The following is a 24,163-nucleotide window of genomic DNA, read 5'->3' on the forward strand; positions in this document are numbered from 1 at the left end:
ACCGCGGGGTCGTGCCGGACCGGTCGACCTCAGGAGTACGACTCGATCGGGGGGCAGGAGCAGACGAGGTTGCGGTCCCCCCGGGCGCCGTCGATGCGGCGCACGGGCGGCCAGTACTTGCCGGCTCGCAGCGCGGCGAGCGGGTAGGCCGCGACCTCGCGCGAGTACGGCTTGTCCCACGCGTCCGAGATCACGGCAGCGGCCGTGTGGGGCGCCCCGCGCAGCGGGGACTCCTCGATGGCCCAGGTACCTGCGGCGACCTGGTCGATCTCGGCCTTGATCGCGACCATCGCGTCGACGAATCGGTCGAGCTCGGCGAGGTCCTCGCTCTCGGTCGGCTCGACCATGAGCGTGCCCGCGACCGGGAACGACAGCGTCGGGGCGTGGAAGCCGTAGTCCATGAGGCGCTTGGCGACGTCCTCGGCGGTCACTCCGGTCTGCGCGGTGATGCCGCGCAGGTCGAGGATGCACTCGTGCGCGACCAGGCCCGTCTCGCCGGTGTACAGCACGGGGAAGTGCTCGGTCAGGCGGCTGGCCAGGTAGTTCGCGGCCAGCACGGCCGTCTTGGTCGCGGCCTCGAGACCGTCGGGCCCCATGAGGGCGACGTACGCGTAGGAGATCGGCAGGATGCCTGCCGAGCCGAACGGCGCGGCCGAGACCGGCGAGGCGCCCTCGCCCGTGAGCGGGTCCCCCGGCAGGAAGGGCACCAGGTGCTCGGCCACGGCGACGGGCCCGACGCCGGGGCCGCCACCGCCGTGCGGGATGCAGAAGGTCTTGTGCAGGTTCAGGTGCGAGACGTCGCCGCCGAACTCGCCCGGGCGGGCCAGGCCGACGAGCGCGTTGAGGTTCGCCCCATCGATGTACACCTGTCCGCCAACAGCATGTACAAGGTCGCAGACCTCGCGCACGTGCTCCTCGTAGACCCCGTGCGTCGAGGGGTAGGTGATCATGATCGCGGCGACCTGGGGGCCGTGCTGCTCGAGCTTGGCGCGCAGGTCGTCGAGCTGGACCTCCCCCTTCTCGGACGTCGCGACGACCACGACACGCATGCCCGCGAGAGCCGCCGACGCCGCGTTGGTGCCGTGCGCCGACGCGGGGATGAGGCACACGTCGCGCCCCTCCTCGCCGCGCGAGCGGTGGTAGTCGCGGATCGCGAGCAGGCCCGCGAACTCACCCTGCGACCCCGCGTTGGGCTGGACCGAGACGCCCGCGTACCCCGTGATCTCGGCGAGCTGCGACTGGAGCCCCTCGATCAGCTCGGCGTACCCGAGGGCCTGCTCGGCCGGGACGAACGGGTGCACGTCCGCGAACTCGGGCCACGAGATGGCCTCCATCTCCGCGGTCGCGTTGAGCTTCATGGTGCACGAGCCCAGCGGGATCATGGTGCGGTCGAGCGCCAGGTCCTTGTCCGAGAGCGAGCGCAGGTAGCGCAGCATCGCGGTCTCGGAGCGGTGCCGGTGGAACACCGGGTGCGTCAGGTAGTCCGTCGTGCGCAGCAGGTCTGCCGGCAGCACGCTGCCGCCGCCCTCGAACTCGAGGTCCTGGCCCGTGGCGAACACCTCGACCAGCGCGAGGACGTCGTCGGGCGTCGTGGTCTCGTCGCACGCGATCTGTACATGATCTGCGTCCGGGTTGTACACGTTGATGCCGGCGTCTGCGGCGGCAGCGACGAGTGCCGCCGCGCGGCCCGGGACCACGGCCGAGACCGTGTCGAAGAAGACGTCGTGCCCGACCTCGACGCCCGCGGCGCGCAGGCCGTTGGCGAGCGCCACGGCGCGCGAGTGGACGCGCTCCGCGATCTCCCGGAGCCCCGCGGGCCCGTGGTACACCGCGTACATCGACGCGACGATCGCGAGCAGCGCCTGCGCGGTGCAGATGTTGCTCGTCGCCTTCTCGCGGCGGATGTGCTGCTCACGGGTCTGGAGAGCGAGCCGGTAGGCCTGGTCCCCGTCCGCGTCGACCGACACGCCGACCAGACGCCCGGGGAGCGACCGCTCGAGGCCCTTGCGGACCGCCATGAACGCCGCGTGCGGGCCGCCGTAGAAGAGCGGGACACCGAAGCGCTGGGCCGACCCCACCGCGACGTCCGCGCCGAGCTCTCCGGGCGAGACGAGCAGCGTCAGGGCGAGCAGGTCGGCGGCGATCGTGACCAGGCCGCCCCGGTCCTTGGTCTCCGCGACGAGCGGACGCAGGTCCCGGACCACGCCCGAGGCGCCGCTCTGCTGGAGCACCACGCCGATGAGCTTCTCGTCCGCGGCGCCGGCCGCCGCGAGGCCCGCTGCCAGGCCCTGCGACAGGTCCACGACGACCACGGGCAGGCCGACCGACTCGGCCCGGGCGCGCGTCACCGCGACCGTCTGGGGGAACAGCTCCGAGTCGAGCGCCACCACGCCGGCCCCGCCCTTGGCCGCGCGCCACATGAGCGCCACGGCCTCGGCGACAGCGGTGGCCTCGTCGAGCAGCGAGGCGTTCGCGACCTCGAGCCCCGTGAGGTCCAGGACCACGGTCTGGAAGTTGAGGAGCGCCTCGAGGCGCCCCTGCGAGATCTCCGGCTGGTACGGCGTGTAGGCCGTGTACCAGGCGGGGGACTCGAGCACGTTGCGGCGGATGACCGGGGGAGTGATGGTCCCGTAGTAGCCGAGCCCGATCATCTGCCTCTTGACGACGTTCTTCGCCGCGATGGCCCGCAGGTCCGCGAGGACCTCGGTCTCGGTGCGCGCGGCCGGCAGGTCGAGCGGGCGGTCGGTGCGGATGGAGTCCGGGACCGCTGCGTCGACCAGGGCGTCGAGGGAGTCGTAGCCGAGCTCGGCGAGCATCGCCGCGACCTCGCCCGTGGGAACGTCGCTCGCGTCAGCAGCAACCGGACGGGGGCCGATGTGGCGGAACGGGAAGTGCGCGCGGTCGAACGCGTCGCTGGACTGCTGGGTCACGGAGGTCTCCGGGGGTCGGCGAGGAAGACGGCGGCGGGCTCGGGAGCCCACCAGTTCCTCCCCGCTCTGTCATCGGACGCGCAGCGTCGACCTGAGAGTTTTGCCGGTCCGCCATGGTCCTCGCGGACCCGGGGCGCGCCGGCTTGCACCGTCGGTAGGGGACTCTGCCCCCCGAGGGGGACGGGGTCACCGCTTTCCAGAGTTGCCTCGCCACCGCGGTACGTCGGCCTGAGAGTTTCTCGGGGAGGAGTTGCTCCTTCGGCGCCGACCTCACCCTGAGGTGGCCGGGCTCTCCCGCAGTGGTTCGAGCAGCAGTATGTGGTTGTGGTCGTGCGGGTCCTAGCCTAGCGGTCGGCGCGGGCCCGCGGCGAGGACGGCCGGTCGGTGGTCTCCTGCACGACGACGGAGCGCACCGTCGCGAGGCGGGTCACCGCACGCTCGAGCGCGCGGGCACGTCGACGGGTCGCCCGGAAGGTCACGTGGATCGTCCCGGCGTCGCCGTCACCGTCGACGGGTTCGGTCGCCAACGACTCGAAGCTCACGCCACGCGTCGAGAAGACGCCCGCGAGGCCCGTGAGGGTGCCGACGCCATGCAGTCCGTGGACCTGGGCGGCCCACGAGGACTCGGGCGCGGGCGCACCGTCCCGGGCGCCCTGGCCGTCGACGGCCACGATCCGCTCACGGGAGCGGGCCTGGCCCGCCTGGCCGACCTGGTCGCCCTCCATCCCGGCCTCCTCGACCCCGACCTCCTCGGAGGGAAGGTCGTCGCCCGCACCGGAGCCGGCCCGGGCCCCGTCCTCGATCCCCGCCGACCGCAACGACGCCCCCACGGCTGCCGCCGCTCCTCGCAGGCGGCGCGCCTCGTCGTCGGGCAAGGGGTCTAGGAGGACGCGCGTCCACCCCTCGGGGCCCAGGACGAGCGGTACGCCCAGCACTCCCCGCAGCGGTCGGCCCGCGAGCGACACCTCGCCGTCGAGAGCGACCTGGCCGGCGACGACGGTCTCGCGCCCGTCGAGCACGACCTCGACCAGGTCGGCTGTCGCGGCGGCGGTCGCCGTCGCGGTCTTGGCACCGCTCTGGTGCGTCATCCACGGGCGCGCGACGAGGCGCAGGTCCGCGGGCCACGTGTCGATCAGCCGGTAGGCCGCCCCGACGTCGACGGCCGCGACCTCGACGAGCTCGGCCTGGGCCACGGCGATCTCGCGCGGGAAGGCGTCGAGCGTGCGGCCCCGGCGCAGGCGCCGCAGCGTGCGCTCGCGCTCGGCGGGGTCGTGGCCGCTGATGCGGACCGTCGACCACAGCGGGACGGCGTCCTCACCGTGCTGCCCTGCGACGAACCCGCCCACGCGGTGCCGCCGCACGCCCAGCTCGGCGGCGATCTCGCGCCGGAAGCGCAGCGTGTCGAGCCACGCGCCCATCCCGACCACGCGGTGCGCGCCGAGCGTCCGCGCCATGACCGCGACACCCACCTCGACGGGGTTCGACACCACGATCACGACCTCGTGCCCCGAGCCGTGCCGTGCGATCGCGTCGGCGTAGCCGGCGAAGACCTCGCGGTTGCCGAGCGCGAGCCGGGTCCTGTCGAGCGAGGCTCCCGCCCGAGCGGGCGACGTGGCTCCCGCCGCGACGACGATCACGTCCGCCACGACGTCGTCGGGGGAGTGGGCCACGTCGATCAGGGGTGCGTGCTCGTCGTAGGCGTCCACGAGGTCCGCCCGCAGGCCGTGGACCGCGCGCCCCGACGCCCCGCCGGGGCGTCCGACGAGCTGGAGGCGGGAGGTCGGGGGCAGGATGCGCCGCTCGACGAGCTGCGTGCACACCTGCCGTCCGACGTCCCCGGTCGCACCGAGCACTGCAACGTCCATCCGAGCAGGCTACGCCGGGGGTGTCCTGGCCGCGGTCCGGCTGCGGGAGCGGTGTCCGGAGGGGTGAGCGCGTCCCTCACGCCCGACGGCGCACCTTCCGTCCGCCCGCTGCCACCAGCACTCCGGTGGTCGTCAGGGCGAGCCCGACCGTGAGGAGAGCGCCCGCGTCGGGCCCCGTCGCCGCGAGGTGCTGGGGGGCTGGGCGCGCGGTGGAGGTGCCGTCGGGCACGGAGCCCCCGCCCGGGTCAGCGGGCGGGTCGACGGGCGGGCCGACGGGCGGGTCGGCCGTGGCGACCGCGAAGTCCTGGTCGAGCCGGGACTCGCCCGCGTCGGTGAGCGTCACGGCGCGCTCGACCGGCCCGGTGCCCGTGTAGCCGTCGGGCACGGTCAGCGTGATCGCGTAGTCGCCCGCGGGCAGGCCGTCGACGAAGTAGCTCCCCGCGTCGTCGGTCGTCGACGAGGTGTCCCCGTCGGGGCCGCTCACCAGGACCACGGCGCCCGGGACGGGCGCCCCCTGGTCGTCGGTGACCGTGCCGCCGATCGCGCCGGGGCGCGCGAGCGCGAAGTCGATCCCGGTCACGTCGTCGGCCCCGACGGTGACGGCGCGGGTCCCGGCCCCCTCGACCGTGAACCCCGCCGGGGGAGCCACGGCGACGGTGTACGGGCCCGCGGGGAGCTGCTCGAACCGGTAGCCGCCGTCGGCGCCCGTGACGGCGCTGCCCGTCACCCCGCCCGGCCCCGTGAAGGTCACGACGACCCCCGGGACCCCCGCGGCGCCCGCGGTCACGGTCCCGGAGAGCGACGGAAGGGTCGGGACCACGAAGTCCTGGTCCGTGATCGGCACCTCGGAGGCCTCGGGGACCTCGATCTGGATCGGCGGGGGAGCGACCGGGAAGCCCTCGGGCAGGGTGAGCGTGATCGTGTGCGGCCCTGCAGGCACCTGGTCGACCAGGTAGAGCCCCTGGGAGTCGGTGGTCGCCGTGAACGAGGGACCGCCCGGGCTGTCGATCGTGACGGTCGCACCGGGCACCGGCCGGCCCCCGTCGGTGCGGACCGCGCCGCTCACGGGGACCGGGACGATCTCTCGGACGAGGAAGTCCACACCCGTCGCGTCCTCGTCGGCGAGGTCCGCGGGGAGCCGGGACGGTCCCTCGACGATCAGCCCCGGCCCGTCCGGGTCGGGCGGCGGGGTCACCTCGACCGTCCAGCCGTCGGCCGCGGTGTACCCGGCGAAGCCGTAGGTCCCGTCCTCGGCCGAGGTCGTCGTCGCGAGCCGGACGCCCTCGGGCGAGAGGAGAGAGAGCGTGGCACCGGCCAGCGGGCCCCCGCCCTGCAGGGTGATGGTGCCGCTGACGTCGCGGGCCAGCGAGGCGAACCAGGTCTGGTAGACCGGGAAGCCCGAGCGCTGCTGGAAGAGGAACGTGAGGCTCGTGAGGGGCACCGTGGGTTCGAACCAGGCGGACGCGCCGGACGTGTCGGTGGCCGTCGCGTTCCCGACGAGCACCCCCGTGGCGGGGTCCCACGTGGGCACGTCGGTGCCCGTGCACGCAGGGCCCGGCGTCACGGCGCAGTAGTTGAAGCTGCCGCGATAGCCCAGCTCGGCGCCCGTGAGGAGCCGGCCCGCGAGACCGCGCGCGCTCACCGTGACCTGGTCGGCGTCGATGTCTCCCAGCACGAACGTCCATCCTCCGGCCGGGGTCGGGCGCTCGAACGTGTAGGTCGTGGTCGACGGCGCGCTCGGCGAGTCGGCGCGCGGGCGGAGGTTCAGGTACGGCTGCCCCTGGCTCGACCCGTACGTCGCCCCGACGGGCGTCGTCGCGCCGAGCCACGAGCTCGCACCCGACTGGACGCCCACCTGGCCCGACCGTGAGTCGGACGTGACGGTCGCGGCGGGGAAGCCACCCGCGGGGAGCCGCACCGTGGTCGTGAAGCTCCCCCCGCTGCCCGCGAGCGGGTCCCAGGCGGCCCAGCCTGCCGTGGTCACGGCTCCCACCGGGGCAGCGACGAGCAGGGCGAGGGGGAGTCCGAGCAGCACGGCGAGGGCCGCGACGAGCGCAGCGGTCGTGCTTCGCGAGGGGCGCACACTGCAACGGTAGGAGGAGAGGCGCCGACGCGCGCTGCGACCGTTTCCCACACGATCTCCACGACACTCCCCACTGACCCGCGCACGGTCGTGGGGCGCGCCTCCTCTGCCCCACAGGTCGTCCGGGAAGGATGAGGTGCTCACCTCGTCGTGCGCGTGCGACGGGGATCGTCGCGAGCGCCCCGAGGGGGAATCACCCGGTATGGACAGCAGTACGCAGGCCCAGCAGTCGACCAGCACCTACGTCCCGCGGCACCTCGCCGAGCCCGACGCCGTCCCGGCCGGGGCGGACACCCCCGTCGACCCGCGGTCGAGCAGGTGGGACCGGTCGGTCAGCACCCTCACGCGCCTGCTCGACGAGCTCACGGTCCTCGACGACGGCGAGCTCGCCGTGGCCGCGCGCTGAGACGTGTTCGGCGGCGGGCACGGCGTCGCGCGCCTCACCCCAGCTCGATCGCCGAGGCCGCCGCGACCATCTCGTCGATGACCGCGTTCACGACGGGACGCGGCTCGTGCCGGGTGGCCCGGTGGCGCGCGACGAGCCGTCGCGAACCCAGGCCCGGCAGCGGGACGACCGTGACGCCGTCGGGCATCTCTCCCTGGACCGCGAGCGCCGGGAGCATCGCGACGCCCTGCCCGGCTGCGACGAGCGCGAGCGCGACGTCGAAGTCGTAGTACGAGTGGCGTGTGCGCAGGGTCGTGCCGAGCGTGCGCGAGAGGCGGCGCAGGGCGCGCGCCGCGGCCGTGGTGGGCTCGGGGCCCAGCCAGACGGCGTCGCTCACGTCGTCGAGGCGTGCGGGCGTGGGGAACGTCGCGGGCACGACGACGCGCCACGGCTCGTCGAGCAGCGGGACCTCACGCATGCCGCGGGGGGCGGGGGAGTCGGCATCCTCGTCGCGCTCGAGGAGCACGACGTCCAGGTCGCCCGTGCGCAGCAGCCGGAGCGCGTCGGCGGGCTCGAGCTCCTGGACGTCGAGCTCGACGCCCGGGTAGCGCGTCTCGAGGGATGCGAAGGTCGGGCCGACGACCGCGCGGATGGCCGTCTGGAACGAGCCGACGGACACCGTGCCCGTCATCTCCTCGCTCATCGCGACGATGGCCTTGCGGGCCTCGACCATCTCGGCCTCGATGCGTTCTGCCGCGTCGGCCAGGATGCGGCCTGCGGGCGTGAGGGTCACGCCCCGGGGTCCGCGGTCGAGGACCTGGATGCCCTCCTCGGCCTCCAGACGCGCTATTTGCTGAGACACGGCAGAGGGCGTCACGTGCAGCATGTCGGCCGCAGCCAGGACACCTCCGGCTCGGTGCACGGCAAGCAGGAAACCAAGTCTTCGTGGGTCCGTGGCCATGTAGAGATGCTAAACGGCCACGTCAGAGTTCTTCAATTGTGCTGAATGATTTTCGGGGCCACACTTGTGACGTGGCGCCGGCCGGTCCTCCTCAAAAGGGGCTGGCGCCCACGATCCCCCTGGTCGCTGCAGCGTCGCAGCTCCCACCAGGTCCCCCCTCCCCGATCCCTTCGTGACCCCTGCCCGGAGACCGCCATGTCCGCTTCCCCCTCCCTCGTCGACATGGTCGTGACCCCGCTCGGATGGGTCGGTGCGATCGCCGCGGTCACCGCGTACGCGATGGTCACGCGTGGCCGCTGGTCGGGCGACTCGTTGCGGTTCCAGCTCACGAACTTCGTCGGCGCCGGGCTCATGTGCCTGGTCGCCGCGGTCAACGGCGTGTGGCCGTCGGCGGTCGCGAACGTGGTGTGGATCGTGATCGGCGGTCAGGCCATCGTGGTGCTCGTCAAGGCCCGACGGCGTCGCGCGACCCAGGCCGTCGTCGTGCCCCTCGAGGTGCCCGCCGCTCAGGTGCGCTCGGTGGACCTGGCGGCCTGACGCCCGTCACGCCCGCCGGTACCCCGCCGCGCGCCACGCCACGATCCGGTCGACGGCCTCGGCCACGACCTGGGGCGCGGCCGCGAACGACAACCGGACCCACTCGCCCCCGCGCACGCCGTCGAAGTCCGTGCCGGGCGTGAGCGCGACCCCCGTGTCGGCGAGCAGCCGCTCGCACCATGTGACCGAGTCGAGCCCCGACGCCGCGACGTTCGCGTAGACGTAGAACGCGCCGTCCGCCGGGGCGACCGGGTCCCAGCCCAGGTCGTCGAGCCGGTCCAGCACGAGCGCGCGCGAGTCCGCGTACCGGGCGACGTTCTCCGCCGCGGCCGCGTACCCCTCGGGCGAGAAGGCCGCGACGCCTGCGTGCTGGGCGAGCGCGGGCGGGCTCAGCGCGATGTTGCCCGCGAGCGCGTCGACCGCTCCCACGAGGTCCTCGGGCAGCAGCAGCCACCCGAGCCGCCAGCCCGTCATGGCCCAGTACTTCGAGAACGAGTTGACGACGACCGCGCCGTCGTCGAGGTACTGCGCCGCGGTCGCGGTCTCCCCGGCCGGTGAGGCCGGGTCGGCGTAGACGATCCCGTGGTAGATCTCGTCGCTGATCAGGCGGACGTCGTGGTCGGTGCACCACGCCGAGAGCGCTGCCAGCTCGGCCGGCGGGATCATGGTCCCCGTCGGGTTCGCCGGGCTCGCGATCACGAGCCCGTCGAGCCCGCCCTCGTAGTAGGCCTCCATGAGCTGGGAGACCGTGGGCTGGTAGCGCGTCTCGGGGCCGCAGTCGAGCTCGACGACCTCGCACCCGAGGGCCGCGAGGATGTTCCGGTAGGCCGGGTACCCGGGCCGCGCGAGCGCGACCCGGTCCCCGGCGTCGAACGCCGCGAGGAACGCGAGCATGAACCCGCCCGAGGACCCGGTCGTGACCGCGACCCTCGCCGGGTCGACGTCCACCCCGTACGTCCGCCCGTAGTGGGCGGCGATGGCCTGGCGCAGCGCGGGCACGCCCATGGCCTCGGTGTAGCCCAGGTCGCCCGACTCGAGGAGGTCGATCGCTCGGCGCCGCACCACGTCCGAGGCCCCCGTCGCGGGCTCCCCGGCGCACAGGTTGAGCACGGACTCGCCCGCGTCGCGGCGCGCGTTGGCCGCAGCGAGGACCTCCATGACGGCGAACGGGGGGACGTGCGACCTGCGCGAGACCTTCATGAGGCCATCATGCCCGGGATCCCGGGCGTCCTGGGGCCCGTCGAGGTGTGCAGGTCCCGTGACGGGACGCGCCCCCGGAAGTGGCGCGGCCAGATCTTCCGTAACCTGGCACGGGTCCCCGTCCCTCGGGTGACGACGAGTCCCGCACGAGACGAGCGAGAGGCGATCGGTGCAGGAGCAGACGATGCAAGGTGGAGTACGGATCGACGAGCCCGGTCCTCGGTGGACCATGTGGGGAGAGGTCGACGCCGCGGTCCAGGACCGTTCGGAGGCTGAGCTCGCCCGCTCGGTCGAGCGAGCCGAGGGGCCGATCACGATCGACCTCGGCCAGGTCACCTTCATGGACTCGGGAGGCCTGCGCCTGCTCTACCTCTCGGTCCTCGGTGGTGGCGAGCCGCCTGTCCTGGTCGGGGTCCCGGAGCGCATCCGGGACCTGCTGGAGATCAGCGGCGTCATCTCGCAGTTCACGATCGTCGACTGACCGTCCCGTCGCCACGGCCACCCCCGGCCACGGCGTCGTCCGCAGCACGCCCCGCACCACGACCCGCCGGCCCCGCCCGGAACCCACGGAGGAACCCCATGGACACCACGATCCCCTCGTCCCGTCCGCCCGAGACCTTCCGCGTGGTCCGCGTCTGGCAGCTCGACTCGATCGACGAGCTCTCGATGCTGCGCACGTCGCTGCACCAGGAGCTGACCGGACGTCCGCTGGCCCCCGACGGCGCGATGGCCGAGGTGTCCGAGAAGATCGTCCTGGTCGCGAGCGAGCTCGCCACGAACGCGCTGCGCCACGGCCGCCCGCCGACCACGGTCCAGCTCCTCACCGACGGCGAGGAGTTCATCGTCGACGTGATCGACCAGGACACGAGCCGGGCCCCCGTGGTGGCCGCGCCCCGGCTCCCGGGCGACGGCGGGTTCGGCCTTCTCCTGGCGCAACGGCTCGCGCTCGACGTGGGCTGGTTCGTCGCCGAGGGCAAGCACGTGTGGGCGAGGCTCGGCGGGGCTCGCGAGGCGTCGTCGCCCGCGGTCCCCGCAGCGGCCGTCCCCTGAGCCGGGCGCCTCGGCAGCACGGAGGCCGGTCCGTGCGGCCTGCGGGTCAGGCCTCGACGTCCCCGGCCCGACGACGCAGCACCAGCAGGGTCGCGTCGTCCTCGGACTCGGGATCGCGCGTCGAGCGGAGCACGGCGTCGATGTCGCCCACGTGCTCGGCGAACGTGCCGGCGAGCCGGCGCAGGCCTGCCTTGAGCGACTCGTCGCGTCGCTCGAAGAGCCCGTCGCTGTAGAGCACCAGCGCGCCGCCCGGACCGATCGTGGTGGTCCCGGCGACGACCTCGCGGGACGGCAGCCCGAGCGGTGGGCCGCCCAGCAGCCGGCCCCACACGACGCCCTCTCCCGGGACCAGGAAGAACGGCGGCGGGTGGCCGGCCGTGACGTACTCGACCGCACCCGTCGTGAGGTCCACGACCGCGACCACGAGCGTGGCGATCTGCCCGGGCATGGTCCACTGCACGGTCTCCGCGAGCTGTTCGACCGCACCCTGCGCAGTCCCTGCGCGCACGAGCGCGGCGCGCAGCGTGTTGCGGAGCTGTCCCATCGACGCGGCGGCCTGGAGCCCGTGACCGGTGACGTCCCCGACGACCAGCGCGAGCGCCCCCGAGGGCAGCATGAGGGCGTCGTACCAGTCTCCGCCGACGAAGCCGCCGCCGGCAGGCTCGTAGCGTGCGGCCACGGCCCAGCCCGGCGCCTCCGGGAGAGACGCGGGGAGGAGGCTGCGCTGGAGTGCCTCGGCCGCCCGCACGTCCCGGCGCCCGCGCAGGTAGAGCGCCTCGACGAGGTGGCTGCGCAGGGCTCCCGCGCTCTCGACCGCGTCCTCGGCCCAGGGCTCGCTGTGGCCGCTCACGACCTCGCGCCAGCGGTCGAACGACTTGCGAGGGCTGAGCCGGACCGTGTCGCCCTCGCTCAGCGCGATGGCCTTGTTGTGCGGGTCGCCGCCCCAGTCGACGCTGCGCAGCACCTCGTCGCGGAGCCAGACCACGGCCTGGCCGTCGCTCAGGAGCACCCCGAGGACCCCCGCGGCGTCGGGCAGCAGGTCGGCGATCTCCGGGGCCGCGACGCGCAACGAGTCGACCGCCACCACCTCGTCGGCGGTCTCGGAGAGCAGGCCCGCGAGCCACCCGACGAGCAGCGCGACCCCTTCCTCGTCCGGCACCCGACCGAGCGACGCCGACCGTCCTTCGGCGAGCACGACGACGCCGTCGGCGTCCACGAGGTCGAGGAGCCGGTCGTCGGCCGTGATGGCCTCGACGAGCGAGGTGTCCTCGTCGCGGCTGTCGGCGACGAGACCGGCGAGGAGCCGTGACGAGGCCCGCGACGCGACCAGCCTGTCCTCCTCGCTCTGCGCCACGAGCAGCACCGAGAGCGCCGATCCCAGGAACTCCGCAGCAGCGCGCACGGCGTAGGACGGATGGTGCGGTCCGGAGTAGTGGTGGCACGCGATGAGGCCCCACAGCCTCCCGTCGCGCAGCAGCGAGATCGACATCGAGGCGCCCACGCCCATGTTCCGCAGGTACTCGAGGTGGATGGGGGAGACGCTGCGCAGGGTCGAGTACGTGAGGTCGAGCGGCTCGCCGGTCGTCGGGAGGGTCGTGGGGACGACGTCGCTCGGGACGTAGTCCACGTCGTCGATCAGGCGGATCCAGCTCTTCTCGTACAGCGCCCGGGCCTGGCGGGGGATGTCGGTCGCGGGGTAGTGCAGCCCGTAGAACGAGTTGAGGTCCTCGCGCTTGGCCTCGGCGACGACCTCGCCGTTGTGGTCGGCGTCGAACCGGTAGATCATCACGCGGTCGAAGCCCGTGAGGCGACGCACGTGCTCGGCCGCGGTCGTGAACAGCGAGTCGAGCGTCGACGCCCGGTCGAGGTCCGCGAGCGCCGTGCGCACGGCCTGGTACGTGTTGGGGAAGCTCAGGGGCCGCACGACGGCCGGCTCGAGCTCGACCACGACGACGGGCTCGGCGTCGGCCGGGAGCGGTGGACGGTGCAGGATCGCGTCGGTCGGGACCACGCCACCGGCCCCCGTGCGGATCTCGACGGGGTTGTGCGGGGCCAGGTCCTGGTGCCGCGCGGCGTGGTCGAGCAGCCTGGTCCCGTCCTGCGGGCCGAGCACGTCCCGCAGGTGGGTGCCGACCACGTCCTCCGGCGCCCTTCCCAGGAGCTCGCGCACGGTGGCGGAGCACTGGACCACCAGGCCGTCGCGCTCGCGAACCACCAGCAGGACCCCGCGCGGCTGGATCCGGCCCGGGACGTGGATGGGTTCTCGGGCGCAGTTCTCGAGGTCGATCGCCTCGGCCGGTCCGAGAAGCTCTTCGTCGGTGCTCTGTGTCATTGCAGCTCCACCTCCCGCGGGTGCGGGCCGTTCGCGGCAGCACGCTGCCGGGCCTGTCCCGGCGGCTTCATCACCGGGCACGAGCACGCCACCTGTCGGAGCGCGGCGGCCCAGCGTACAACCTCGACCGACGGTCGCGGTCCCGTGCAGCCGGTCCTGCCCGCCCCCGGTACCCGTGCGCCTCTTCACCGCGAGCGTGCGGAACGGCGAGGATAGGAGGACGGCGAGCGGTGGGAGTGCGCCGTTCACGGGCCGGCAGCAGGGAGGAACCCATGACCGAGGACGACCCGGTACGCCGGGCCGCGCAGTACCGCGTCGACCGTGAGGCCGCGCGCGAGTCCGCGGAAGGCGCGCACGAGGACGGTCCCGAGGACGAGGCCGCGGAACCCGCCGAGCCGGGACGCCCCCGGCTGCCGCTCGAGAACCGGGGTCAGTGGGTCGACGAGCTCGTGCGGCAGGCCATGGCGCGCGGCGAGTTCGACGACCTGCCGCTCGCGGGCAAGCCCATCCCGGGGCTGGGTTCTCACCACGACCCCGACTGGTGGCTCAAGAACCTGGTCGAGCGCGAGCAGATCACGGGCGTCCTGCCCCCGGCCCAGCTCCGGGCCGACGACGCCCGCCTGCGCGACCAGCTCGACCGCCAGTTCTCCGAGGAGTCGGTGCGCGAGGTGGTCGAGGAGTTCAACGCCCGCGTGGTCGACGCGCGGCGCCAGCTCCTGGGCGGTCCTCCCGTGGTCACGCCGCTGCGGGACGTCGAGGAGGAGGTGTCGCTGTGGCGCGAGCGTCGCACGGCCGGCAGCGCCACCGGCCCGACGGCGTCCCGCACCTCCGCGGACGCCGCGCCCGGGGCGAGGCGTGCCGCGGGCGACGAACCCACCCGGCGGTGGTGGCGCCGTCGGGTACGGCGGGACGACGACGAGACCTGACTCACCCCCTCCCACCGCGCGCCCCCGCACCCCGGCTCCTACCCTCGGGACATGCCCGAACCCGACGCCCGGCCCACCGAGACCACCGGTTGGCAGCCCGATGTGCTCGACGGGTTCGAGCAGCTGACCCTGCCCCTCACGCCCGACGACGAGGGCGAGGTGGTCGCGACGCTCGTGCGACGCCGTCGGGCGGGCGGCGGCTCCGCGGCCGACCCCCGGGAGTCCCGCGACCCGCTGGTCGCCGACCGCGGGATCGACGTCCTGTACGTGCACGGCTGGTCCGACTACTTCTTCCAGACCGAGCTCGCGGACTTCTGGGAGGCCCAGGGGGCGCGGTTCTTCGCGCTCGACCTGCGCAAGTACGGGCGCAGCCTGCGCCCCGGCCAGACCCCCGGGTTCGTCACCGACCTCGCGACGTACGACGAGGACATCGAGGCCGCGCTCACCGCGATGGGCCACGGCATCCTCACCGCGGACCGTCCCAAGCACGAGCGCAACCTGGTGCTCATGGCGCACTCGACCGGAGGTCTGACCCTGAGCCTGTGGACCGCGCGGCACCAGGACCGCGTCGCGGCCCTGGTGCTCAACAGCCCCTGGCTCGAGTTCCAGGCCCGCGGGATCGGGCGCAAGGTGCTCGCGCCCGCGCTCGAGCTCCAGGCGCGGATCGACCCGCGAGCGCCCCTTCCCCAGGTGGACCTCGGCTTCTACACGCGCTCGGTGTCCCGGACGCTCGACGGCGAGTGGGACTACGACCTCGCGTGGCGGCCCGTGCGCGGCTTCCCCACGCACCCGGCCTGGCTGACCGCGATCCTGCGCGGGCAGGGGACCGTCGAGCGCGGTCTCGGGATCGCGGTCCCCGTGCTCGTGCTGCTCTCCGCGCGCAGCACCCTGCTCCCCACGTGGTCCCCCGAGATGATGCGCAGCGACACCGCGCTCGACGTGGTGGGGATCGCTCGACGCTCGACCGACCTGGGGAGCCAGGTCACGCTCACGCGGATCGACGGGGCACTGCACGACGTCGTGCTCTCGGCCCCGCCCGTGCGGGCCGAGGCCTACCAGGACATCGCGACGTGGGTGCGCGGCTACGTGCCCGACCGACCCCCGCCCCCCGAGGAGGACGCGGCGCCGGACGGCTGGGCGCCGGCGCGGTGGGCCGGGAGGGCTGCCGGGACGGTGCGTGACACCGTGCGCGGGTGGTTCGGGCGGAGCGGCTAGCAGGTCGGAGCGCAGCCGCTACGGACGCCGGGCCAGCTGCTCGCGGACGTACTCCACGATCCCGTCGGCCGCGGCCTCGACCTGTGCCAGGCAGTCCTCGAAGTCCTGCCTGCCGCCGTACCAGGGGTCGTCGATGTCGAGCAGGTGCTCGTCGCGCGCGGCGTGCTCGGGGGCCACGACAGGGGCCGCCGGGTCGAACGACCGGTACATGCGGACGTTCCCGTCGCCGTGCAGGCGCCGCAGCGCGCGGGCGTGCTGCGAGGTCATGGGGAGCACGAGGTCGCGCGAGACGACGTCGCTGGGGCGGACCTGACGGGCGTGGTGCCCCTCGCCCGTGTCGTACCCGTGCTCGGCCAGGACGCGCCGCGCACGCCGGTCCACGGGGTTGCCGTGCTCCTCGGAGCTGATGCCCGTCGAGTCCACGACGACCCGTCCGCCGAGGCCCGCGGCCTCGAAGCGGTCGCGCAGCACGATCTCGGCCATGGGGGAGCGGCAGATGTTGCCCGTGCAGACCGTCATGACGCGGTAGGGCCGGTGGGTGTCCGGCGTCGCCGTGCGGGCGGCGTCGTGGGTCCCGCGGTCGCCCCCGGGAGCAGGAGTGGTCGGTGTCGTCACGCCTCCAGTGTGCCGGAGGCACGCCGGCCACGGTCCTCTGGCCCCCACGGGCGGGGCCGCGGAGGCGCCCCCAGGCGGTTCCCCTCCGCCCGGCCTACCGTGGACGCATGACCATCAGGACCGACAGGGGGCTCGTCGCCGTGACCGGGGCCAGCGGGCGGCTGGGCTCCAAGCTCGCGCTGCGGCTGGCCGCCGAGGGCGCGCGGCAGCGCCTCGTCGTGCGCGACGCGACGCGCGCACCACGGCTGCCCGACGGCGAGCCGCTGCCCGAGTCCGAGGTCGCCGTCACGACCGGCTACATCGACACCCCGAACATGGTCCGCGCCTTCCAGGGCGCGAGCTCGGTCTTCCTGGTCTCGGCCCGCGAGGCACCGAACCGGGTCGAGGAGCACCGCGCCGCCGTCGACGCCGCGGTGGCCGCCGGCGTCGAGCGCATCGTCTACGTGTCGTTCCTCGGCGCGGCCCCCGAGGCCACGTTCACGTTCGCACGCGACCACTGGCACACCGAGGAGTACATCAAGGGCACGGGCCTCAAGCACACGTTCCTGCGCGACAACCTGTACCACCAGGGCCTGGTCCACATGGTCGGGGACGACGGCGTGATCCGCGGCCCCGGGGGCGACGGACGCCTGTCCTCGGTCTCGCACGACGACATCGCCGACGTCGCCACGGCGATCCTCCTCGACGAGCGCCCCGCGCAGCACGACGGCAAGGCCTACGACCTCACGGGCCCCGAGGCGCTCACGCTGACCGAGGTGGCGACCCTCCTGTCCGAGGTCACGGGCCGCAGCATCACGTACCACCCGGAGACCGTCGAGGAGGCGTACGCGTCGCGGGCCGTCTACGCCGCGCCGCCCTTCGAGGTCGACGGCTGGGTCTCGTCTTACACAGCGATCGCCGCGGGCGACCTGTCCGTGGTGAGCGACGTCGTCGAACGCTTCGCCGGACGGCCTGCCCGGTCCCTCGCCTCGTGGCTCGACGACTACCCCGAGGAGTGGGACCACCTGCTCCCCGCCTGACCGCACACCCAGGGGGCAGCGCACCGCCCCGCACTCGAAGGAGCGTCCATGAGCGCGCAGTCGAACGAGTCGGGCGGGTCCTCCGCCGCACCGGACCGGGCCCAGGCCACGGGCGGGAAGAGCGACCACCGGTGGGCCGGGTTGTTCGTCCTCGCGACCGCGCTGTCGATGATCGTGCTCGACGGGACGATCGTGGGCGTCGCGCTCCCGACGATCATCGAGGACCTGCACCTCGACCTCAACGACGCGCAGTGGGTCAACGCGTCCTACTCGGTCGTGTTCGCGGCGCTCCTGCTGACCGCGGGCCGCCTGGGCGACCGGCTCGGTCGACGCAACCTGCTCCTCGTGGGCGTCGTGGTCTTCCTCGGCGGCAGCATCCTGGCCTCCCAGGCCGACGACGCCGGGACCCTGATCGTCGCGCGCCTCGTCCAGGGGGTCGGCGGCGCGTTCGTCCTCCCTGCGACGCTCTCGACCGTCAATGCGACGTTCCGCGGCAAGGACCGGGCGGTCGCGTTCGGCATCTGGGGCGCGGTGATCTCGGGCATGGCCGCGGTCGGGCCGCTCCTCGGTGGTTGGCTCACGACGTCGTTCACGTGGCCGTGGATCTTCCTCGTCAACATCCCGATCGGGGTCGCGGTCGTCATCGGGGCGCTCCTCGTGGTCCCCGAGACCCGCGCGCACATCACGGTGCCGGGGCTCGACGTGGTCGGCCTCCTCACGAGCGCGCTCGGGTTCGGCGCGGTCGTGTTCGCGCTCATCGAGGGACAGTCCCTCGGCTGGTGGGCGCCCAAGGCCGACCTCAAGGTCTTCGGGGCGGTCTGGGGGACCGACGCCCCCGTCTCGCCCGTGCCCGTGATCGGGGCGATCGGCGTGCTGTTCCTCGTCCTGTTCGCGCTCTGGGAGCGCCACCGCGCCCGGATCGCACGCTCGGCCCTGCTCGACCTCACGCTCTTCCGGGTCGCGACGTTCCGCTGGGGAAACCTCACCGCGATGCTCGTCGCGATCGGCGAGTTCGGCCTGATCTTCGTGCTGCCGCTCTACCTCGTGAACATCCTGGGGCTGACCAGCCTGGGCGCGGGCGTGGTGCTCGCGACCATGGCTGCGGGTGCGTTCTTCTCGGGCGCCATGGCCCGTCACCTCGCAGCCGCGATCGGGTCGCCCCGCACGATCGTCCTGGGCCTCGTGCTCGAGGTCGTCGGGGTGCTCGCGGTCGCGCTCGTCGTGACGCCGACCGTGTCGTCGTGGCTCATCGCGGCCCTGCTCGTGATCTACGGCCTGGGCCTGGGGCTCGCGTCCGCGCAGCTCACCGGCACGACGCTCGTCGACGTCCCCGAGGAGGAGTCCGGCCAGGCGTCCGCGACGCAGTCGACCGCGCGCCAGCTCGGCTCGGCCCTGGGCACGGCGTTCATCGGGGCCGCCCTCGCGATCGGCCTCTCGACCTCGGTCCCGCCCGCGCTCGAGAAGGTCGACGGCGTCCCGCCCACGGTCGCGACGCAGGTCGCCGAAGCGACCCAGCAGTCGGCGGGCGGGACGGTCCCGCAGCTGCGCGCCGAGGGCACCAGGAGCCAGTTCGGAGAGAAGACGCCCGAGGTCGTCGACGCGCTGTCCGAGGGTTTCAGCGACGGCACGCGCGTCTCGCTGTACGTCGCGGCGGGGTTCCTGCTCCTGGGCCTGCTGTGCTCGTCGCGGGTCGTCGCGGCCTCCCGGCGCGAGGGCGTCGACCAGGGCGGGGCCTCGTCGCGCACGCCGACGACTCCCGCTCCCGAGCCCGACGCGACGGCCCGCTGAGCCGTGGGAGAAATTGTCTTGGCAGCCTCGGAGAGCAGGCGTAGCGTCGTCGGCACATGGGAAAGGAGGTGGTCCACGAAGTGAAGAATCTTCGGACACATGAGGTGGTTGCACGCTAGTCGTGCCATCGAGCGACGGACCTTGCGAGGAACCCGCGGCCGACAGGTGACCGTCAGGTCACCCACGACCAGCGAGAACCGAGCAACCACCGGAGCCCGCGGGCGTCGCGCCCTCGTCCAGCGCGACGGGTGGAGAGATCCACCAGCCCGCGGGCTTCTTCATGCCCAAGAAGCCCGACGACGGAGCGCACCCCGAGCACGCTCGGTCACGTCCTCCGAGGGGTTCCGCCGCCCCGGGCTCAGAACGGCTTGCGCGCCACCACGAGGAAGCGGGGAGCCTCGTCGACGAACTCGTTGCCCGCCGCGAAGTGCATGTGCAGCGCCCGCAGCGGTGCCTCGAACCTCGCGACCGCCTCGGGGGAGAGGCTCGCGATCTCCGGGACCTGCCACGCGATGACCTTGAGGTACCAGAGCAGCGAGCTCAGGTCGTGGAAGTGGCGCGTCCCCACGTGCTCGCGGGCCACGTCGATCACGAACCCGGCCTCGGCCAGCTCGGCCGCCACGCCCTCGATCGTCACGTCGTCCGGGTCCCACGGCAGGTCCGCGCCGAGCGCGGTGTTGAGCCGGATCCCGTCGCGGCTGTCGACCTGCTGCGTGATGAACACGCCCCCGGGCTCCAGGACCCGCAGCACCTCCGAGGCCTCGAACTCCTCGTGCCGGTCCAGGACGACCGCGAACCGGCCGTCGAGGAACGGGAGCATGAGGCCCTCGCCCTTGCTGCTCCCCACCTGCCGGACGTCCACACCCAGGGGTTCGAGGCGCCGTCGGGCCACGGGGACGTTCGGGGGCCAGCCCTCGGTCGCTGCCGAGCCCTCGGGGAGGGGCGCGAGCGACGAGAACGCCTCCCCGCCGCCCGTGCCCAGGTCCAGGACCGGGCCCCGGCCGCTCCCGACGAGCTCGCGCGCCAGCACAAGGTAGTCCCAGGGCAACGGGTCCTCGACGCAGCGGTCGTCGATCGGTGTCAGGTCGAACCCCTCGACCGGCGTCGCCCGGGCCCACTCGACGTGCGCCTCGAACGACGCTGCGGGGTCGGGGACGGGGAGGGATCCGGCTGCTGACATGCGTCGATTGTCACCCGTTGGCGCGGGCACAGTCGAAACGGCACGCCCGGTAGGGAATCCTGCCTGTCGGATAGCATCGGCGCGGCTGCGGGACCGCAGCACGACCCCGTCCCGCACGAGCCCTCGGAGCGCCCCGCCGATGCCCCTCCTCTCGCCGTCGAGCCACCGCCCGACCCGCAAGGTCCGTGACGTCGCCGAGCGGCACCGGCCCACCCTCGGCGAGCTGCGCCACGTCGAGTCGTGCACCCTGTCGGCGCGTGGGATCGGGATCGTGGCGGGGGTCTTCGCGCTCGTCGTCGCCGTCGTGGCGTTCAACGGGAGCCTCCTGCAGGTCGCGGTCTTCGCGCTGGGCATGGGACTCGTCCTGGCCGTGATCCTGCGGTTCGTCGCGAGCGAGAAGCTCCTCGTGCTGGAACGAGGGCTCGTGGTCGGCTCGTTCGGTCCGTTCCTGAGCCCCTACGCCGTGCCCTACGCGGACGTCGTGGCACCGAGCGTGGCCGCGATCGTCGGGACCCAGCGCCCCGTGTCGCTGCTCAAGGCAGACCAGGGAGCGTCCGCGACCAACCGCACCGCGCTGTGGTCGCTGCGCTCGGTCACGTTCGTCGGGCCCACGGCCGAGGTCTCCCGAGCCTTCACGCGGACCGGGACCTGGCGACCCCAGCCCGACCGTCAGGACCTGTGGGTCTTCTCGGTGCGCGACTCCCACCGCCAGGAGGTCCTGGTGCACGAGCTCGCCGCCGCGCTGCGCCTCTCGGGCCAGCCGGGGGCCGACCTCACGCTGCCGCACGCGCTGCCCGCCCGGCGCCTGCGCGTGAGCGTCGCGGACGCCGACCACCTCCACCTGCCCGAGCGCCTGCGCTCCACGAGCCTGCAGGTCCGGGCCGGCGCGCGCTGAGCTTCCCGCCCGGTCGCGCGGACGGGCCTGAGCGGGCGGGTCGGCGGCAAGCCCAGGGCGGGCCGGGCACCCCGGCCCGCCGGCCTGCTCAGCCCAGGGCCGAGGCGACCTCTGCCAGCAGGGGTGAGACGGCGCCGTCGGGCCCGCTCGCCGCGTCCCGCAGCGCCGCGACCTGCAGGACCATCCACGGGCTGAACGCCCACGGGGTGGCGTCGACCGCGCTCCCCAGCGCACCGGGCTCGGCCCACGCGAGCTCGGCGACCTCGTCCGGGTTGGCCGTGACGTCCCCCGCGGCGCGCGCGACGTACACGGGGCAGATCTCGTTCTCGACCACGCCCGACGCGTCCACGGCCCGGTACCGGAACCCCGGTACGGCGACCTCGAGCCCCGTGATCTCGAGCCCCAGCTCGTGCGCGGCGTGGCGCACGATCGACTCCTCGGTCGTCTCGGTCCAGCGCGGGTGGCCGCAGAACGAGTTGGTCCACACCCCGGGCCACGTGCGCTTGGACAACGCGCGACGAGTCACCAGGAGGCGGCCGGCGCCGTCGACCACGTAGCAGGAGAACGCGAGGTGCAGCGGCGTCTCGGTGGTGTGGACGGCGCTGCGCGCGAAGGTCCCGGTGCGGGTCCCCTCGTCGTCGACGGTCACGACATGGTCGGCGGCGACGGGCACGTGCACGTCGGTCATGGTTCCTCCAGGGTCCTGCGGTGCGATCGGGGGGTGCACCGGAGCATCCGGCCCACTGTCACACACCGGGGGAGAGGAAGGAAGTCCGTCCGTGGGACGAGCGGCCGGGCGTCTCGGCTGCCCGGCGAGCACGGCGAGCCCGACGACGGAGCGCGGCGCTAGCGTCCGTCCCACCAGGCGAGCACGAGGGTCGCGTCGAGGGTCAGCCACCTCGAGGCCTCACCTGCCGGCGCGTCGACCTCGAACCACACCGTGCCCGGGTGCCGCGGCGACTGGAGCCAGGTCCCGTCTGCCTGCCGAGCTGCCCGGATCATCCCGATCGCCTCGGCCATGCGAGGGTCCGGGGGCGTGCCGTCGAGCAGCGACGCCTCGCGGAGGTGGACGGCCGCGTTGAGCACGCTGTAGAACGCGCGGTACGGGTAGGTGAAGTACCGCACCCAGGGCGCGACGGGCTCTCCCGTCGACTCGCGGCGGAACAGGTCCCGACGCAGGAGGTACTCCTCGGCTGAGCGCCGTGCCTCGCGCGTCTCGTCGGTACCGCCCGTCGCGGCCTGGTGCGCCAGGAGTCCCTTGACGACGTTGAGGGTCGAGTGGAACGAGGACCGGACCGAGCCCTCGACCCACTCGCAGTTCCAGCCGCCGTCGGCCATGCGCACCGCGAGCATCGCGTCGAGGAGGGGCGCGACGTCGGCACCGAGCCACGCGCCGTTCGCCAGGGTCCACGCGTTGATGCAGCAGTCGACCTCCCCGCCCCAGTAGGGCAGGTCGTCGTACTCCCAGCGGCTGTTCTGCGCCAGGAGCTCGGCGGTCCGGCGCTCGCGCAGGACCGCCGGGTCGAGTCCCCACTCCCGCAGCGCGTTCAACGACCAGGTCGTCGCCGTCCAGGGCTGACCGGCGCCGGACCGGGCTTCGGGGCCGTCCATGTCGAAGCCGGCGGGGAAGAACGCACCACCCGCCCACTGCCCGTCCGGGTCCTGCAGCGAGAGCAGACGAGCACCGAAGCCCTCGGTCGCGACGCGGGACCGTGTCTGCTGCCAGACCTCGTCGGGGGCTCGGACGAGGTCGCGCTCGACCCGCCACCGCAGTGCGGGGTCCGCGTCGAGGAGCCAGTCGACCAGAGCGTCGTCGGTCATCCTCCGAGACTACGACGGCGGGCCGAAGGGGCCGGAGCGGGGCCGCTGCCGGGCCGCCGCCGAGGCGACGGCGACGGCGACGGCGACGGCGACGGCGACGGGTCAGACGAACCCGAACACGGGCGGGAAGACCACGACCACGACCGCGGCCCACACCGCGTACACCGGCAGGAACTGCGTCTGCCACCGGCCGAGGGCCGCGAACGGCCGCCGCCCCCGCAGGAACCCGGTCAGCAGGAGGGCCGAGCCCACGAGGTGCACGAGCAGCAGCACGTTGAGGCCCAGGGCCACGACCTTGTTGGGGCTGAAGCCGAACTCGGCGATGCGGGTCAGCATCGCGGTGAGCGCCACGGCGTCGACCGCGAGCGCCGCGACGACCAGGACGAGCAGCAGCCCGTCGAACAGGTGCGGCGGGCTGAGCGGGTCGCGTGCCGAGACCGAGTAGAGGAGCAGGCAGAGCACGAGGACGAGGATCGCGTCCATGAGGATGAGGAGGCCGCGGTCGGTGTCGAGCAGCGATCCGGCGGTCGCGAGCACCACGAAGAGCACGAGCAGCATGACGACGGTCAGCGGGGTGAAGACGCGCGTGAGGACCGGGGCGATGTTCTCGACGACGTCCTGCTTGGCCTCGACGAGCCACGCGGCGACGACGAGCGCGCCCGGGACGGCGAACGGCAGGACCCAGCCCTCGAAGAACGGCTCGGGATCGATCCCCACGAGGTTCAGCGTCCCGAACGTCAGGCCGAGCAGCACACCGCCGCCCAGCGCGAGGAGCGTGAAGTAGATCGCGAGCTCGCCCGTGAAGCGGGCGAAGTCCATGCGTCCGCTGTCCGAGCGCCAGCGCCCGCCGACGTACGCGACCCCGACGAGGGCCCACAGGACGACCGGGGCGTGCAGGGCCGCGAGCAGCAGGGTCGAGCCCTCGGGCGCGAAGGGGTAGACGTTGAGGACGACCGCGAGCACCGCGAACGGGATCGCGAGCATGGCGCCCACGCCCCACGTGAGGCGGCGCTTCCACGCGAAGTACCCAGCGAGGAAGGGGAAGACGAGCAGGCTGACGTTGCGCAGCAGGACCGTCTCGTCGCTGATGGTCTCCGCGGCGACCTTGACCGCGATCCCCGCGCCGACGGCGAGCGCGAGCACGACCGCGAGCTCGCGCCAGCGCGGTGAGCCGCCGCCCACCGCGGCCGCGTCGGGGACCAGGACGAGCTGCTTCCACAGGCGGTCGGAGTGCTCGCGGGCGAACTCGCGCGAGACCTCGTCGAGGTTGCCCATGCGCTTGACCGCGACGAGGAACGCCTCGTCGTCGTCGAGGCCGGTCGCGGTCAGGTCGGCGACCTGCTCGCGCAGGTGGTCCTCCA

At 73.7% G+C, this 24,163-nt stretch carries 20 protein-coding genes and 1 riboswitch; of the genes, 9 read left to right on the forward strand and 11 right to left on the reverse strand.

The genetic code is table 11. The annotated features are described in order from the left end of the window. Positions 1-29: 29 nt before the first annotated feature. From gcvP to ACFWFR_RS05335, 3 genes are all read right to left on the reverse strand, one after another. Positions 30-2,930, reverse strand: coding sequence for an aminomethyl-transferring glycine dehydrogenase (gene gcvP, locus ACFWFR_RS05325; RefSeq protein WP_377621679.1), 2,901 nt, complete (start codon positions 2,928-2,930; stop codon positions 30-32). A 206-nt stretch (positions 2,931-3,136) separates the two neighbouring features. Further along, positions 3,137-3,237, reverse strand: a riboswitch (glycine riboswitch). 37 nt (positions 3,238-3,274) lie between these two features. Beyond that, complete coding sequence (locus ACFWFR_RS05330; RefSeq protein ID WP_377621680.1) at positions 3,275-4,795, reverse strand: lactate dehydrogenase; 1,521 nt, start codon at positions 4,793-4,795, stop codon at positions 3,275-3,277. Positions 4,796-4,871: 76 nt separating this feature from the next. Next, the gene (locus tag ACFWFR_RS05335) at positions 4,872-6,878 is read right to left on the reverse strand and encodes a collagen binding domain-containing protein (RefSeq protein WP_377621682.1); all 2,007 of its coding nucleotides are present in this window, start codon (positions 6,876-6,878) and stop codon (positions 4,872-4,874) included. Positions 6,879-7,080: 202 nt separating this feature from the next. Here ACFWFR_RS05335 and ACFWFR_RS05340 point away from each other — a divergent pair, with 202 nt between their 5' ends. Continuing rightward, entirely contained in the window at positions 7,081-7,284 is a 204-nt protein-coding gene (locus ACFWFR_RS05340; protein WP_191801842.1) for a hypothetical protein, read from the forward strand. Between the two features lie 34 nt (positions 7,285-7,318). Here ACFWFR_RS05340 and ACFWFR_RS05345 read toward each other — a convergent pair whose 3' ends face one another. Continuing rightward, a complete protein-coding gene (locus ACFWFR_RS05345; protein WP_191801840.1) occupies positions 7,319-8,224 on the reverse strand; it encodes a LysR family transcriptional regulator in 906 nt (301 codons plus the stop codon). A gap of 195 nt (positions 8,225-8,419) precedes the next feature. Between ACFWFR_RS05345 and ACFWFR_RS05350 the strand changes: the two genes are divergently transcribed. After that, complete coding sequence (locus tag ACFWFR_RS05350; protein WP_191801838.1) at positions 8,420-8,761, forward strand: hypothetical protein; 342 nt, start codon at positions 8,420-8,422, stop codon at positions 8,759-8,761. Positions 8,762-8,767: 6 nt separating this feature from the next. On the opposite strand, the gene ACFWFR_RS05355 is transcribed toward ACFWFR_RS05350, so the two are convergent. After that, positions 8,768-9,961: a pyridoxal phosphate-dependent aminotransferase gene (locus tag ACFWFR_RS05355; RefSeq protein ID WP_377621684.1), complete on the reverse strand. Its 1,194-nt coding sequence runs from the start codon at positions 9,959-9,961 to the stop codon at positions 8,768-8,770. A gap of 184 nt (positions 9,962-10,145) precedes the next feature. Here ACFWFR_RS05355 and ACFWFR_RS05360 point away from each other — a divergent pair, with 184 nt between their 5' ends. Both ACFWFR_RS05360 and ACFWFR_RS05365 read left to right on the forward strand, forming a co-directional pair. After that, complete coding sequence (locus ACFWFR_RS05360) at positions 10,146-10,442, forward strand: STAS domain-containing protein (RefSeq protein ID WP_377621685.1); 297 nt, start codon at positions 10,146-10,148, stop codon at positions 10,440-10,442. Positions 10,443-10,540: 98 nt separating this feature from the next. Beyond that, complete coding sequence (locus tag ACFWFR_RS05365) at positions 10,541-11,011, forward strand: ATP-binding protein (RefSeq protein WP_377621687.1); 471 nt, start codon at positions 10,541-10,543, stop codon at positions 11,009-11,011. A gap of 46 nt (positions 11,012-11,057) precedes the next feature. On the opposite strand, the gene ACFWFR_RS05370 is transcribed toward ACFWFR_RS05365, so the two are convergent. After that, positions 11,058-13,343 (reverse strand): SpoIIE family protein phosphatase, encoded by a 2,286-nt coding sequence (locus tag ACFWFR_RS05370; protein WP_377621688.1) that lies wholly within the window; start codon positions 13,341-13,343, stop codon positions 11,058-11,060. Positions 13,344-13,615: 272 nt separating this feature from the next. Here ACFWFR_RS05370 and ACFWFR_RS05375 point away from each other — a divergent pair, with 272 nt between their 5' ends. After that, positions 13,616-14,269: a DUF1992 domain-containing protein gene (locus ACFWFR_RS05375; RefSeq protein WP_377621690.1), complete on the forward strand. Its 654-nt coding sequence runs from the start codon at positions 13,616-13,618 to the stop codon at positions 14,267-14,269. Positions 14,270-14,320: 51 nt separating this feature from the next. Next, positions 14,321-15,484: an alpha/beta hydrolase gene (locus ACFWFR_RS05380; protein ID WP_377621691.1), complete on the forward strand. Its 1,164-nt coding sequence runs from the start codon at positions 14,321-14,323 to the stop codon at positions 15,482-15,484. Between the two features lie 18 nt (positions 15,485-15,502). Here the strand turns inward: ACFWFR_RS05380 and ACFWFR_RS05385 are convergent, their stop codons facing one another. Further along, a complete protein-coding gene (locus ACFWFR_RS05385; RefSeq protein ID WP_377621704.1) occupies positions 15,503-16,003 on the reverse strand; it encodes a low molecular weight protein-tyrosine-phosphatase in 501 nt (166 codons plus the stop codon). 203 nt (positions 16,004-16,206) lie between these two features. Here ACFWFR_RS05385 and ACFWFR_RS05390 point away from each other — a divergent pair, with 203 nt between their 5' ends. Continuing rightward, positions 16,207-17,118: an SDR family oxidoreductase gene (locus ACFWFR_RS05390; RefSeq protein ID WP_377621693.1), complete on the forward strand. Its 912-nt coding sequence runs from the start codon at positions 16,207-16,209 to the stop codon at positions 17,116-17,118. 48 nt (positions 17,119-17,166) lie between these two features. Then, entirely contained in the window at positions 17,167-18,906 is a 1,740-nt protein-coding gene (locus tag ACFWFR_RS05395) for a DHA2 family efflux MFS transporter permease subunit (RefSeq protein WP_377621695.1), read from the forward strand. A 358-nt stretch (positions 18,907-19,264) separates the two neighbouring features. On the opposite strand, the gene ACFWFR_RS05400 is transcribed toward ACFWFR_RS05395, so the two are convergent. Further along, positions 19,265-20,086 carry a methyltransferase domain-containing protein gene (locus ACFWFR_RS05400; RefSeq protein ID WP_377615588.1) on the reverse strand — a complete coding sequence of 274 codons (822 nt, stop codon included), beginning with the start codon at positions 20,084-20,086 and terminating at the stop codon, positions 19,265-19,267. Positions 20,087-20,225: 139 nt separating this feature from the next. Between ACFWFR_RS05400 and ACFWFR_RS05405 the strand changes: the two genes are divergently transcribed. Continuing rightward, a complete protein-coding gene (locus ACFWFR_RS05405; protein WP_377621697.1) occupies positions 20,226-20,981 on the forward strand; it encodes a hypothetical protein in 756 nt (251 codons plus the stop codon). Between the two features lie 88 nt (positions 20,982-21,069). On the opposite strand, the gene idi is transcribed toward ACFWFR_RS05405, so the two are convergent. The 3 genes from idi to ACFWFR_RS05420 form a co-directional block, all read right to left on the reverse strand. Beyond that, positions 21,070-21,669, reverse strand: coding sequence for an isopentenyl-diphosphate Delta-isomerase (gene idi / locus ACFWFR_RS05410; RefSeq protein WP_377621699.1), 600 nt, complete (start codon positions 21,667-21,669; stop codon positions 21,070-21,072). Positions 21,670-21,827: 158 nt separating this feature from the next. Next, the gene (locus ACFWFR_RS05415) at positions 21,828-22,802 is read right to left on the reverse strand and encodes a squalene cyclase (protein ID WP_377621701.1); all 975 of its coding nucleotides are present in this window, start codon (positions 22,800-22,802) and stop codon (positions 21,828-21,830) included. A gap of 102 nt (positions 22,803-22,904) precedes the next feature. Next, positions 22,905-24,163 (reverse strand): permease prefix domain 1-containing protein (locus tag ACFWFR_RS05420; RefSeq protein ID WP_377621702.1); only part of this gene is annotated, 1,259 nt, incomplete at its 5' end.

Origin of the sequence: Oerskovia sp. NPDC060287, from assembly GCF_042726775.1 — a bacterium.
GTDB lineage: Bacteria > Actinomycetota > Actinomycetes > Actinomycetales > Cellulomonadaceae > Oerskovia > Oerskovia merdavium.